This window comes from Emergencia sp. 1XD21-10 (genome assembly GCF_009936045.1).
Classification (GTDB): Bacteria; Bacillota; Clostridia; order Peptostreptococcales; family Anaerovoracaceae; genus Senimuribacter; species Senimuribacter intestinalis.
Genome location: NZ_QWEQ01000007.1, coordinates 128132 through 141286, shown reverse-complemented (window position 1 = coordinate 141286; position 13155 = coordinate 128132). Strand labels below are relative to the sequence as shown.

At 44.1% G+C, this 13155-nt stretch carries 14 protein-coding genes; 9 read left to right on the top strand and 5 right to left on the bottom strand.

Going from position 1 to position 13155, the window contains the following annotated elements:
* Positions 1–109 precede the first annotated feature (109 nt).
* The gene (locus D1151_RS05665; protein WP_161908252.1) at positions 110–805 is read left to right on the top strand and encodes a DNA alkylation repair protein; all 696 of its coding nucleotides are present in this window, start codon (positions 110–112) and stop codon (positions 803–805) included.
* 11 nt (positions 806–816) lie between these two features.
* Positions 817–1641, top strand: a complete 825-nt coding sequence (locus D1151_RS05660) for a metallophosphoesterase (protein WP_161908251.1) — start codon at positions 817–819, stop codon at positions 1639–1641.
* Positions 1642–2031: 390 nt separating this feature from the next.
* On the opposite strand, the gene D1151_RS05655 is transcribed toward D1151_RS05660, so the two are convergent.
* From D1151_RS05655 to D1151_RS05640, 4 genes are all read right to left on the bottom strand, one after another.
* Positions 2032–3390 (bottom strand): PFL family protein, encoded by a 1359-nt coding sequence (locus D1151_RS05655; RefSeq protein ID WP_160202703.1) that lies wholly within the window; start codon positions 3388–3390, stop codon positions 2032–2034.
* A gap of 21 nt (positions 3391–3411) precedes the next feature.
* The gene (locus tag D1151_RS05650) at positions 3412–3687 is read right to left on the bottom strand and encodes an ACT domain-containing protein (protein ID WP_160202702.1); all 276 of its coding nucleotides are present in this window, start codon (positions 3685–3687) and stop codon (positions 3412–3414) included.
* Positions 3688–4728, bottom strand: coding sequence for an elongator complex protein 3 (locus D1151_RS17140; RefSeq protein ID WP_160202701.1), 1041 nt, complete (start codon positions 4726–4728; stop codon positions 3688–3690). It abuts the gene before it with no gap.
* A 561-nt stretch (positions 4729–5289) separates the two neighbouring features.
* Entirely contained in the window at positions 5290–5937 is a 648-nt protein-coding gene (locus D1151_RS05640) for a DUF6873 family GME fold protein (RefSeq protein ID WP_160202700.1), read from the bottom strand.
* A gap of 128 nt (positions 5938–6065) precedes the next feature.
* On the opposite strand from D1151_RS05640, the gene D1151_RS05635 reads away from it, so the two are divergent.
* From D1151_RS05635 to D1151_RS05605, 7 genes are all read left to right on the top strand, one after another.
* A complete protein-coding gene (locus D1151_RS05635; RefSeq protein ID WP_161908250.1) occupies positions 6066–7433 on the top strand; it encodes an MATE family efflux transporter in 1368 nt (455 codons plus the stop codon).
* 7 nt (positions 7434–7440) lie between these two features.
* Complete coding sequence (locus tag D1151_RS05630; RefSeq protein ID WP_161908249.1) at positions 7441–8112, top strand: uracil-DNA glycosylase; 672 nt, start codon at positions 7441–7443, stop codon at positions 8110–8112.
* Positions 8113–8382: 270 nt separating this feature from the next.
* Positions 8383–9792 carry an RNA-binding domain-containing protein gene (locus tag D1151_RS05625; protein WP_161908248.1) on the top strand — a complete coding sequence of 470 codons (1410 nt, stop codon included), beginning with the start codon at positions 8383–8385 and terminating at the stop codon, positions 9790–9792.
* Between the two features lie 26 nt (positions 9793–9818).
* Positions 9819–10040 carry a hypothetical protein gene (locus D1151_RS05620; RefSeq protein WP_160202696.1) on the top strand — a complete coding sequence of 74 codons (222 nt, stop codon included), beginning with the start codon at positions 9819–9821 and terminating at the stop codon, positions 10038–10040.
* A 3-nt stretch (positions 10041–10043) separates the two neighbouring features.
* A complete protein-coding gene (locus D1151_RS05615; protein ID WP_161908247.1) occupies positions 10044–10835 on the top strand; it encodes an SDR family oxidoreductase in 792 nt (263 codons plus the stop codon).
* 13 nt (positions 10836–10848) lie between these two features.
* Positions 10849–11436, top strand: a complete 588-nt coding sequence (locus tag D1151_RS05610; protein ID WP_161908246.1) for a stage II sporulation protein M — start codon at positions 10849–10851, stop codon at positions 11434–11436.
* 16 nt (positions 11437–11452) lie between these two features.
* The gene (locus D1151_RS05605; protein WP_161908245.1) at positions 11453–12598 is read left to right on the top strand and encodes an SAM-dependent methyltransferase; all 1146 of its coding nucleotides are present in this window, start codon (positions 11453–11455) and stop codon (positions 12596–12598) included.
* Between the two features lie 4 nt (positions 12599–12602).
* Here D1151_RS05605 and D1151_RS05600 read toward each other — a convergent pair whose 3' ends face one another.
* The gene (locus tag D1151_RS05600; protein ID WP_160202692.1) at positions 12603–13145 is read right to left on the bottom strand and encodes an N-acetylmuramoyl-L-alanine amidase; all 543 of its coding nucleotides are present in this window, start codon (positions 13143–13145) and stop codon (positions 12603–12605) included.
* Positions 13146–13155: the final 10 nt, after the last annotated feature.

Sequence of the window (13155 nt, the reverse complement as noted above, 5' to 3'; positions counted from 1 at the left end):
ATAATCGGATTTAAGAAAATTGTAAGAGATTTATGAGAAAGATATGCGATGACATTACAGTGGATTGATGATATACTGGAAGAAATTTATAAGAGAAAGGTAACTGAAAATGAAGCAAATTGAAGAACAATTATTTGCATTGCAAGATTTGAAATATAGGGATTTTCACGCAAGGCTCATGCCGGGTTATGAGAAGGAGAACATCATCGGCGTACGTACTCCGGCTCTCAGAAAGCTGGCAAAGGAACTTGCAAAGAAGATGGCAGCAGATCAGAAGATTGCCGCATTCCTGACAGAATTACCGCATAAATATTATGAAGAAAACAATCTTCACGCATTTCTCATCGAACAGATTGCAAAGGATTTTGATACAGCGCTTTCCATGACAGAGGAATTTTTGCCTTATATCGATAACTGGGCGACCTGCGACAGCTTTACGCCGAAGGCATTTAAGAAGGATTTAAACAGGCTTTATAACAAGACTTTGGAATGGATGAAAAGTGCGGATACTTATACGGTACGATATGGGATTGTAACTCAGCTGCAGCTATTTCTGGATGATGAATTCAGACCGGAAATGCTGGAAATTTTAGCACAGATACACAGAGACGACTATTATATCAACATGGCAATTGCTTGGTATTACAGCTTTGCTCTGATTAAGCAGTATGACAGCACTGTCGGGCTTTTTGAAGGACAGACGCTGGACAAATGGATTCATAACAAATCACTGCAAAAAGCGATTGAAAGCTATAGAATTGACAAGGAGACGAAAGACTACCTGCGCAGTCTGAAACGAAAATGAATGAAATAAAAGTGAAGAGACGAAGAAAACATCATGGCTGCCTGCACTTTATTCTGTACTGCCTGATTCTGGCAGGAATCTGGTACTATGGCACTTTTACGCTTACAACGACGGAAGTGACCATCGAGAGTGAAAAAATACAAGATGAAGTGACCATCGTACAGATTACGGACTTGCATGGGTGGAAATTCGGTGAGGACAACAAGTGGCTGATAGAAGCAGTTAAGACAGCGAAACCAGACTTTATCGTGTCAACGGGAGATATGTTTTCTGCAGGCGACAGTCGGGGAGCGGAGGTGGCAGAACAGCTGCTTTCTGATCTTGCAGAAGAATATCCGGTTTATGCAGTAAATGGGGAACACGACAATGATTCAGAGTTCGAGGAGAGACTTTCTAAGGCAGGAGTAGAGGTGATCCGATATGAAAGTCGTGATATTGAGATAGGGAAAACCAGCCTGCGCCTTTATGGAATTGATAATGTCTACTATTCCGACGCCTTCGACTTGCATAATGAATTCACACTGGATGAGAGCCGATACAATATTCTGGCGGCCCATATCAGCAATTCTAAAGCCTTTTCTGATTTTGGCGTGGATTTAGCGATGTGCGGAGATACTCACGGCGGACAGGTACGGCTGCCCTTTGTCGGCGGGCTGAACAACAGGGGAACATGGTTTCCGGAACTTGCCGGCGGCGAACCTTTTTATACCAAGGGTCTTTACGAAATGGACGCTATGAAGCTCTTTATTTGCGGGGGCCTCGGCAGCAGTCCGGTGCCGGTGCGGTTTCTTAACCGGCCGGAAATTGCGGTAATCCATTTAACGCCGGGGGACTGAGATTCATATTAAAATAACAACCCTATCCTTCCTCGGAGCAAAGCTTCAGGTGGGTATGGCAAATGAACAAAATGTATCATTGGTACCTTTAGGCGATTTTTGCAAAAAAGGTACTAAACCCTCAGAATAATTTTTCCTATTATATGGAAATCAAGGAATAAACTTTCGTATAATGGAATATTTGCATGAAAATATTCCGTTGAAAAACAGAAAGGTACAATAAATTTTGGTCCATTTGCTCAAAACCTTTTAGTTAGCATGAAACAACTCCTAATTTTTGATACCTTTTTTGCAAAAAAACGGAATAGGTACGAAAATTCAATGGAAAATAAAAACCTGCCGGGCAAATGAAAAAGCCGGACAGGTTTTTTTAATACTAATTTCCTAATGTTAATTCTTCAAGCTCTGTAGCGGTGCAGGGATTCTGCCGCCGCGGTGAATCATCTTGGCAGGGGATTGGCTACGCAGAGGCATAACCGGTCCGTAGCCCAACAGTCCGCCGAAGTCAAGTTCGTCGCCTTCAGAAAGTCCAATGGCAGGAATGACTCTGACCGCAGTTGTTTTGGAGTTGACCATACCGATGGCTGCTTCATCTGCAATGATTGCGGAAATGACTTCGCTGGCAGTGTCTCCTGGAATTACGATCATGTCAAGACCTACAGAGCAGACAGCAGTCATAGCTTCCAGTTTTTCGATGGAAAGTACGCCGTTTCTGGCAGCTGCGATCATGCCTGCGTCTTCGCTGACTGGAATGAAAGCACCGGAAAGCCCGCCGACACTGGAGGATGCCATTACGCCGCCTTTTTTAACCGCGTCGTTGAGCATAGCCAGAGCAGCTGTTGTGCCGTGAGCGCCGCACTGCTCCAGTCCGATTTCTTCTAAGATGTGGGCGACAGAATCGCCAACGGCAGGAGTCGGCGCCAGAGAAAGGTCTACAATTCCAAATGGAACACCGAGCATTTCAGCTGCTTCCATACCGACAAGCTGACCCATACGAGTAATCTTAAATGCTGTTTTCTTGATGGCTTCGGCGATTACGTTAAGCGGTGCATCATCCGGCATCTTTGATAAGACGGAACGCACAACGCCTGGACCTGAAACACCGACGCTGAGTACGCAGTCGGCTTCTCCTACGCCGTGGAAAGCGCCTGCCATAAACGGATTATCTTCAACGGCATTGCAAAATACTACCAGCTTGGCAGCACCGATGCACTGTCTATCTTTCGTCAGTTCAGATGCCTGTCGTACTTTTTCGCCCATGAGTCTAACTGCGTCCATGTTGATTCCGGCTTTAGTAGAACCTACGTTGACGGAAGAACAAACCAGTTCGGTCTCTGCAAGAGCGCGAGGAATTGCCTCAATCAGCTCTCTGTCGCCAGCGCTGAAGCCTTTCTGCACCAGAGCGGAAAAGCCACCGATAAAGTTCACGCCTACCTCGTGGGCAACTTTGTCCAGGGTTTTTGCGTATTTTACGGGATCGCCGCCGGAAACGCCCACCAACATGGAAATAGGGGTAACAGAAATTCGTTTATTTACGATAGGAATACCGTATTTTTTTTCAATGGATTCGCCGGTCTTGACCAGGTCTTTGGCAAGGCGGAGAATTTTGTTGTAAACCTTTTCGCAGGACTTATCGATATCGCTGTCAGCGCAGTCGATTAAGGAAATGCCCATGGTGATGGTTCTGATATCTAAGTTTTCTTCCTGAATCATGGTAATGGTTTCCATGATATCGCTCATATTCAGCATATTCTTATATCCCTCCTTCCATTAAATTCTGTGCATGGAGTTAAAGATATTCTCGTGCATGACATGAACCTGCATAGCAGGAACTGCTTCAGCGATAGACTTCTGCAGCTCATCGATTGAAAGGGAAGTTTCGGTAATGTCAATAATCATAACCATACAGAAAAAACTGTCCAGTACGGACTGGGTTACCTCGATTACGTTTGCGTTAGCATTTGCACAGGCAGTGGAAACCTTGGCGAGGATTCCTACCATGTCTTTTCCTATGACTGTAACTACAGCTTTTGATGTTTCTTTCATTTATTTATCTCCTTTAATATTAATTTCAAATTGATGGTCGCAAAGTGCGTCATTGACCTTATATAAAATTCGCAGGTTCGGGTATTTCTCTCGGAAATACGCCTTGTTGCAGCCGCAGTGTCCTACCATATTTGAGAAGTTTTTACCGTTTGCGTAAAAGTCTACCTTCACAGTCTCGCTTTGCGGAAGCATTGTCTCCAATAAAAGCGCTTCCAGCGCCTCTTTTGCCAGTTCGCTTAAGACCAGCTGGCGGAAAGCGGGGTGATAAGTTTCGCTGTTGATATCGCCGTCTTCGTTTATGATATCTGTGCTTTTCAGCCCGACGCGAATGATGTTGATACCGGCGTTTGTGAGGATTTTGTACATTTCTTTGGTGCGAAGCACCGCTTCTTCCTGTGTCAGCGGTATGTATTGACCGCAAAGATACTGGTCGTAAAGGGCGGTATCCCGTATCACCACCGTCGGATAAAGCCGTGCAATGGAGGGACTGATTTTAACAGTCTCTTTTGCCGAAAAAATACAGCGGTCGAGGGAATCTCCCGGAAGCCCGATCATCAGCTGGATCCCCAGTTCAAAACCGTAGTCCTTGATCAGCTGAGCGCTTTTGTATACGATGGCGCTGTCGTGCCCTCTTCCAGAAAGTTTTAGAACTTCGTCATCAAAGGACTGAACACCCAGTTCAATGACATCTGCGCCGTAGGCTTTCAGATTGTCTAAAATATGTTCGTTGATGTAGTCCGGTCTTGTGGACAGGTGGATTTTGTGAATTCTACCCGCATCCTTGTAGCGTTTGGCGACAGCGAGATAGGCAGACTGTTCCTCTATTGGAATCCCCGTAAAACTGCCGCCGAAGAAAGCGATTTCAATCGTTTCTGTGCCAGCAGGTTCCAGTGTTGAGAGCCAGGTTTCGATAGTGCTTACAACATCTTCCTCTGTCGGCGCATGCTGCCTTGCTGTAATCTTTTTCTGATTGCAGAAAATACAGTCGTTGGGACAGCCTTTATGAGGGATGAAGATGGGGATAATGGCATGCTTTTTCACTTTCTTTCACCTCCATTACATGAAGTCCTAGCCTGGTTTCTGCCTGAAGTCGATGGCAGGTCAAACGCCAGAAAATCCAAAATCTTTGATTTTGTGATTTCTACGGTGCGCATCCTTCCGCATTTTTTGATATCTCCGGAATATACTGCAAGGTTTGCAAATTGTATTTGCTCTCTTGTTTGTTTTTGTGTATTGACAAATTCCTATTATTTAAGGTTTTTTATCAATAAATGAAGCATATTCTTGATTGGAAACCCGATATTTTACACAAATATTGACAGGATTGACAAAAATCAAGAAATTTGTCAATTTTGTCATGGTTTTTTGTTGAAAACATTGACTAAATTGACAAAATAATGGAAATCTGTCAATTTTGTCAAAGTAATGCATTAAAATGATGAAAAAATTGATTCTTTTCTTTGCATTTGTTGACAAAAATACAAAAAACCAAGAAATTTGTCAACGTCTGAACCCAGAGCGGCGGCATAGCCAGGAACCCAGCCTTGCGTAGCGAAAGCCAGTCCGTCTCAGCGCAATCTCAGCGCAAAGCAGCCCGCATGCTCATAAAATCGACCCGATATCGGTCAGCTTAAACTGCGGAAACCATTTGCAGGCAAGTCCACGCTTTTCGATAAAATCCAAGATGGAAGAAAAATCCGGGTGCCCGAACAAATCGCCGTGGAAGATGATTTCTTTGCCGACTCTTCCACTAGCGCCTCCAATGAAGCCGGTATCGTAGCCGTCAAGGCGAACAAATCCAGGGGCAACCCGAAGTACGGAAATATCCGGATACTGGCTGCAAGCCTTGATAATTCCCTCATCGTAGGTGATAATAGAGGTTTCATCCACGATAACCGTGCTGCATTTGGTGTAGCCCTGATGAACATCGATAAGAACCATGCCCATTTCCTTGGCTGCGAGAAGCAGTTTTTCGTTGGTCAGGGAAAGGTTGTGAATAAAATATTTGCCGGTGCAGGCAGCATTAAAACTTACATCAGCAGGATAATCTTTGCCTAGGTCTTCTGCAGCAGCGAAAAAAATAGGCGAATTGGTTTCAACGCCCATTTTACACAGAAAAGTGTCGGGATGACTGGAAATTGCCTTATCGACAATGCCATCTGATGTTACAAATTCCAAACTGTAACCCAGTGTTTCTAAGTATTCTTTTAGTCTGACATTTGCGTCTTTTGAAATATATATCTTATTCATGAAACTATTCTAACATGAAAAAAGAAAGAAAAAAAGAGGAGATTGTTTTTTCTTTGCATAACCTCTTGACTTTATGCCTGAAAATGTGTTTACATGAAAGTAACGCTTTAGAGGAAAGGAGATATCAAATGGAAAAAAATAACACTTTAATGACATCGGGCACAATCTGGAAGGAAATCCTCCTTTTTTCAATTCCGCTGATTTTAGGGAATCTGTTTCAGCAGCTTTATAATATTGTGGACTCTGTAATTGTAGGCAACATCGTAGGAAGTCAGGCGCTGGCAGCAGTAGGTGCAAGCGGCGCTATCATTCAGCTTCTTATCGGATTTTGTATTGGCGCTTCGGCAGGTGCAGGAGTAATGACCTCTCAGGCTTATGGTGCGCAGAATAAAGATGGTGTGTTTAAGGCAATTCATACTACCTTGGCAATTGCTATCTGCGCAGGCATTATTTTATCAATCGTAGGATTTCTGACTACGCCATGGATTCTTCGCTGGATGAATACGCCGGAAGAGGTGTTTGCAGATGCAAAGGCATACCTGCAGATTTTCTTTGCGGGGCATTTCTTTGCAGTTATTTATAACATGCTGGCGGGTATTTTAAATGCCGTAGGAAACTCCAGACGTGCACTGATTTACCTGATTATTGCGGCGGTATCTAATACTATTTTGGATATTATCTTTGTTGCAGTGCTTAAAATGGGGGTAGTGGGGGCGGCTATTGCGACAGATATTGCGCAGGCTATTTCCTGTTTCTTTATTCTGCGGTTTTTGCGGCGCACCAATGAAATGTATAAACTGCACTTCAAAGCGATTCGCTTTTACGACAATTTACTGGCAAAGATTGTAAAAATTGGTCTGCCAACAGGTGTACAAAACATTGTAATTTCACTGTCCAATGTCATCGTACAGTCCAGTGTCAACAGTTTTGGTGCTACAGTTATGGCGTCTTATGCAGCATTTAACAGAGTAGACGGCTTTATTCTGCTGCCGGTTTTAAGTATCAGCATGGCAGCAACGACCTTCTGCGGACAGAACTTCGGTGCGCAGAAGGTTGACCGAATCAAGCATGGTATGAAAACGTCCATCGGCATGGGTACTGCTTATGCATTGGTTGCAGGTGCTGTGATGCTGGTCTTTGGTCCATACATTATTCGGATTTTCACTGGCGAGCAGGCGGTTATCGAGACAGGCATTTATATGATGAAGTATATGTATCCATTCTACTGGGTTTTAGCGATTCTGCAGATTGCCATCGGCGCAATTCGCGGTGTCGGAAGAACTTTTGAGGGTATGGTCATTTCCATCTTCTCGTTGTGCGTTTGCAGGGTAATTTGGATTAAAGCCAGTCTCAGCTTTGCGCATCAGCTGAATTTGCTGATTCTAGGATATCCAATTACATGGATGATTGGTGCTGTTATGATGCTGATTTATATTAAAAAGGGCAGATGGCTCAGATATGAAGAAATGGGTCTTGAAAACCCGCAGAAGGGATGAAATCATTATGGTAAATATAGGAAATCAATGGGACGAAATATTAGCAGGAGAATTTGAGAAAGAATATTATCAAAAGCTACGGCGGTTTCTAATTGCGGAATACAGGAGCAAAACGATTTATCCGGATATGCATGACATCTTCAATGCGCTGAAGTATACAGACTATGACGATGTCAAGGTGGTGATTTTGGGTCAGGACCCTTATCATGGCCCGGGGCAGGCTCACGGCATGTCCTTTTCCGTACGGCCGGGTATCAAACAGCCGCCTTCACTTGTGAACATTTTTAAGGAGTTAAAGGATGATTTGGGAATCAATCCGCCGGATCACGGCTACCTTGTTAAATGGGCAGAGCAGGGGGTGCTGCTGCTTAATACATGTCTTACCGTACGTGAACATCAGCCTAATTCCCATAAAGGAAAGGGCTGGGAAATATTTACCGATCAGGTAATCAGGCTTCTCAACCAGAGAGAAAAACCTATGGTGTTCATTCTCTGGGGCGGTAATGCAAAATCAAAACAAAGCCTGATCACAAATTCGAATCATCTGATTCTGACTGGAGCTCATCCCAGCCCGCTGTCTGCATACAATGGCTTTTACGGCGGACAGTATTTCTCAAAGGCTAACGCTTTTTTGGAAGACAGCGGGCAGAGTGCTATCGACTGGGATTTGAAGGAATAAACCAGGCCATCTTTATAGTCAAAAAGGTTGCGATAAAGCAACCTTTTTCTGTTGAAAATCGTTTTTTCTAATGCACTGAAAAGAAAAAATATTAGACTTATGCATAGAAAGCAGGAGTCTGTAGTCCTTGGCGACTTTATGGACTCTTGTTTTTCATTTGTTATAGAATTTTTTATTTCACAATCTTTCTTTTTCTTTCTTTTACGGTTGAATTTTTTGTTTTTTTGGTTATAATAAAAAGAAAGAAGTTATTGTAGGAGGGAAACTGAGATGAAGCGGATTGAAAATATAGACGTGGAATGGAAAGAAGTTTTCACAGGTGATATCAAGAAAGAAGTCATTGCCTTTGCCAATGCAGAAGGAGGCAGCATTTATATTGGAATCAGAAATGACGGAAGCGTAAGAGGGGTAGATGATTCGGATGCGGTGATGTTACAGGTTTCCAGTGCTCTTTCTGATGGGATTATGCCGGATGTCATGCCTTTTGTACAGATTAGAACCGTTGAGATAGAAGGAAAAGCAGTTGTTGAGATTGAAGTGCAGGTGGGAACTAGAAGACCGTATTATTTAAAGAGCAAGGGATTGCGACCTTCGGGGGTTTATATCAGGCAGGGCAGCGCCTGTTTGCCCGTTAGTGATGAGGGTATCAGACAGCTGATACTGGACGGCAGCGGTAAATCTTATGAGGACAGCCGCAGTATGGAGCAGAATCTTACATTTTCTGTGTTAGAGGCTGAGATGCAGCAAAAAGAAATCGAGTTTGGCATATCCCAGATGAGAAATCTGCATTTGATTGGAGAGGACGGTCTTTACACCAACTTAGCGCAGCTCTTGTCGGATCAGTGTGAACACAGTATTAAAGTCGCAATTTTTCAGGGTAAGGAGAAGGAAGTTTTTCTTAGCAGGAAAGAATTTTCTGGTTCGCTTTTGAAGCAGTTGCGCAGTGTGTATGAACTGATTGATTTGAGTAATAAGACAAAGGCCACTTTTTCTGGATTAAACAGAATTGATCGGCGTGATTATCCAGAAGGTGCAGTCAGAGAGGCTTTGATCAACTGCATTGTACATCGGGATTATGCTTTCAGTGCAAGCACGCTGGTCAATATTTATGAGGATCGTGTAGAATTTATCTCTTTAGGTGGTCTGGTGCAGGGGTTATCCCTTGAAGCGATTCTTATAGGGGTTTCTCAATCAAGAAATCCTAATTTGGCTTCAATTTTTTATAGGATGGGCCTGATTGAAAGTTATGGTACAGGCATCAGCAAGATTATGCGGATGTATAGGGAAGAGCCGAAACAGCCAAAGATTGAGACAGCACAGGGCGCGTTTCGAGTAACACTTCCGAACCGCAATTCTGATGAGGATACAGTTTATGAAAAGAACCAAATCGGTGATGAAGCGCAGGAACTTGCTTTAGGGGGTATTAAGATGCCGGAAATCAGATACGTTTATGCATCTTCAGAAGGTGCGCCTATCCCTTATATCACAGAAGAGGAACGTATTTTACGCCATGTGAGAGCAAAGGGCTTTATTACCCGAAAAGAAACAGAGTCTCTTTTACAAATAAAAACTACAAAAGCTTACCAGCTATTGAGAAGACTTTGCGAGAAGGGGCTTCTGCGTGAGCATGGAAGCGGTCGAAATCGAATCTATATCGGGGTATATGGCGCTGAGCAATAAGAGAAGAATTGAAATGAGGTAGCAAGTTGAACAAGAAAATTAAAGATTTAATCATGGTTGTTGTGATTGCAGCGATAATTGCAGTCATAGATTTATTAGATGGGAGTTTGCAGTGGCGTATGGATGCAGGCGTGCTCTTCCTGATTCTACTTATCGTGTTCTGGATGAGAAGTCTGATTCGCACAAGAGGTGCACGCAAAGAGATTTATCGCAAACTGGAGTCAGATGATAAAAGGGAGATGAAATAACGTATGAAACATAGATGTGCAGTAGTGACCGGCGCGTCCAAGGGCATCGGTCTGGAAATCGCAAAGGGTTTGCTTACAGATGGATACCGGGTCTTTGGGCTTGCAAGAAGCAGTGCAGGTCTTTCTGAAATAGATTGGATCAGCTGCGATGTGACGAAAAGGGAAAGTGTGGCTGCTGCTTTTGGGGAAGTGCAGGAAAAAGCAGGTTGTATTGATCTGCTGGTTGTCAATGCAGGCATGGGGATTTCCGGTGCAGCGGAATTTACCAGTGAAAAGGATTACCGCAGACAATTTGAAGTCAATGTATTCGGTGCTATCGCCTGCGCACAGCAGGCGGCTTACCGGATGAGAGCGCAGGGCGGAGGAAAAATTATCTTTATATCCTCTCTTGCGGCAATTTTTCCTATTCCGTTCCAGAGCTATTATGCAGCCAGCAAAGCCGGGGTTAATGCCTTTAGCGATGCACTGGGTATAGAGATGAAGCCTTTTGGTGTGGAAACCTGCACCATCATGCTCAACGATGTGAAAACTGAGTTTACAGAAAACCGTATAAAGACAGCAGAAGGAGACGATATTTATCAGGGCAGGATCTCAGCGTCAGTAGCAAAGATGGAGCAGTCTGAACAGCATGGCATGTCTCCTGTGAAGGTGGCGGACACTGTATGCGCATTGATTCGGCGAAAGAAACTTCCTGCGCACAAAATTGTCGGACTTTCTAATGAATTTCTGGGAGTTTTGTACAGAATTCTTCCAACTAATGCCATGCTGTGGATTCTAGCAAAGATTTACGGATAAACAGGAGATGCTTATGAGAGAAAAACTACTGAAAATGACCTTGGCTGTAGGAGCCGTGTTTATCGTGGTGACTGCAGTTTTCAGCTTTTATTTTTATGAAAACAGCCAAGATGCACAGAGTGCGCTGGCGCTTTATATGCCAAATGTAGAAGCTGTGACAGGAAAAGATGGAACGCTTTCGCTTCTATCCCTTTTTCGCAGCAATCTTTTTGCATGTGCTACCTGTGTAGGAATCGGATTCATCCCATTTATATTCCTACCTGCTTGGGCGCTGCTTTCCAATGCAATGATGATCGGCGCACTGCTGGGAATCGTGCAGGCAAGCGGTGCTGTCAGTCTGACCAAGACTATTATATTTGGACTTTTGCCTCACGGGATTTTTGAACTGCCAGCTTTTTTCCTTTCCATGGCTATGGGCATCTATCTTTGCAAAATCCTCACCATGAAAATTTTCGGAAAGGCAAGGGATGAAAAAATTCTACCTATGCTCAATGGAATTGCTAAGGGATTTGTGATGGTCGTAATACCGCTTTTGATTGTCGCAGCTGTACTTGAATGTTATTTGACGCCGCAGCTGATGAATCTGACAGGAATATATTAGAGGAGAAATGTAGAAAATGGAAACATTACAGACACTGTTTAACGATATATTTTCAACAGGGGAATTGGTGCGGATGATCTTTTCCGGCAAGCGTAAAAAATCACTTGCTTGTACAAAGGTCACCATCAGACCGCTGAAGATTTCGGGAAAGTCGTGCTTTCAGGCAGAGTATACCTTCGAAAAAAAGGTGACTCATGAGAATCTTTCGGAGTCGGAAGCGGCAGCTTTGGCGATGCGTCTTGTGCGAGAGGAATTTAAACAAGTAAATATTTTCACGCTTTCTGAGGATTTGCAAGTGCTGGCAGCAAAGCCGGAAAAGCCGAGAATTACCACAAAGTCTGCCACAAAGGGCATGCCAACCCTGGAACACAACAGAGAGAAGAGGAGGATCATTCCGGAAAAGACACCTTGCGACTTTTTAGTGCGACTTGGAGTTATGGATAAAGACGGAAATGTGATACAGAGGCATTATAGCAAATACAGGCAAATTAATCGGTATCTGGAAATCGTGGAGGATGTGTTTTCGTCTCTTCCAAAGGACAGGACGCTGCGAATCATTGACTTTGGCTGTGGCAAGGCTTATCTTACTTTTGCGCTTTATTACTACTTGAAAATTTTGAAAGAGCGGGATGTGGAAATTATCGGACTGGATCTGAAAGAGGATGTCATTCAGTTCTGCAGTAAAATTGCGGAAGATCTGCAATACGACGGACTGCAGTTCTTGCGGGGTGATATTGCAGACTACACCGCAGACTATGCGGATATGGTAGTGACGCTTCATGCTTGTGATACTGCTACAGATTATGCACTCATCAATGCAGTTTCTTGGAATACTAAGGTAATCTTGTCAGTGCCTTGCTGCCAGCATGAGCTGTTTTCTCAGATTAAGAGCGAAATCCATCAGCCTATGCTGAAACACGGAATTTTAAAAGACCGCCTGACAGAATACCTGACAGACGGTCTGCGCGGCCTTAAACTGGAAGCCTGCGGCTATGATGTAGCGATGATTGAATTTACCAGCCTTGCGCATACGGCAAGAAATATCATGATAAAGGCTGTAAAGAATGCAAATGCAGGAAGTAGCCGAGCAGAGAGAGCGCAGCGGCAGTATGAAGCGCTGCGTGACTTTTACCATGTAAATCCTACGATAGATCAGCTGTGAAGCATCAGGCCTCTACAAAAGGAACGCCGAGAATATCGGCGATGGAAAGTGCGAAGTTGCGTCCAATGGCGTTGATATTGTTTTTGATCCAGTTAGCGTCATCGACGTTATCATGGTAGGCGACCTCTACCAGAACGGCGGGAGCCTTTGTGCGGCGCAGTTCTGCCAGGGTGGTGGTTGGAACTGCAGTGACTAGAGACGGATTTGGATAGATCTGTTTTAGATTGTTTGCGGTAATTTCGGCAGCGCTTTTTCCGGCAGCGGAGTCTCTGTAATAATATACGTCGGGACCTTTGATAGCGCCGGCAAGATTGGGCGGTGCAGCGTTGGAGTGAATGGCAAAGTGCAGATCGTAGTTTCCGGCATTGGAATCGGCGATAGAGTTGCTCACCGTGCCGCCGGGATTGTTTCTGGAAAAAGTGATGCCGCTTGCTCTGAGATAAGGAATCATGGCATCGGTGATGAGATTGGCATAGTATTCCTCGGTACCGCCGTTTACAAAAAGGTTGTATTCCTGGGTTGAGGGGCTTAAAAAAACACTAGGCATAAGTAGTCCT

Coding starts and splice junctions, on each gene's coding strand:
- D1151_RS05665 (WP_161908252.1), top strand. CDS start 110: ATGAAGCAAATTGAAGAACAATTATTTGCATTGCAAGATTTGAAATAT.
- D1151_RS05655 (WP_160202703.1), bottom strand. CDS start 3,390: ATGCTGAATATGAGCGATATCATGGAAACCATTACCATGATTCAGGAA.
- D1151_RS05650 (WP_160202702.1), bottom strand. CDS start 3,687: ATGAAAGAAACATCAAAAGCTGTAGTTACAGTCATAGGAAAAGACATG.
- D1151_RS05640 (WP_160202700.1), bottom strand. CDS start 5,937: ATGAATAAGATATATATTTCAAAAGACGCAAATGTCAGACTAAAAGAA.
- D1151_RS05635 (WP_161908250.1), top strand. CDS start 6,066: ATGGAAAAAAATAACACTTTAATGACATCGGGCACAATCTGGAAGGAA.
- D1151_RS05630 (WP_161908249.1), top strand. CDS start 7,441: ATGGTAAATATAGGAAATCAATGGGACGAAATATTAGCAGGAGAATTT.
- D1151_RS05625 (WP_161908248.1), top strand. CDS start 8,383: ATGAAGCGGATTGAAAATATAGACGTGGAATGGAAAGAAGTTTTCACA.
- D1151_RS05615 (WP_161908247.1), top strand. CDS start 10,044: ATGAAACATAGATGTGCAGTAGTGACCGGCGCGTCCAAGGGCATCGGT.
- D1151_RS05610 (WP_161908246.1), top strand. CDS start 10,849: ATGAGAGAAAAACTACTGAAAATGACCTTGGCTGTAGGAGCCGTGTTT.
- D1151_RS05605 (WP_161908245.1), top strand. CDS start 11,453: ATGGAAACATTACAGACACTGTTTAACGATATATTTTCAACAGGGGAA.
- D1151_RS05600 (WP_160202692.1), bottom strand. CDS start 13,145: ATGCCTAGTGTTTTTTTAAGCCCCTCAACCCAGGAATACAACCTTTTT.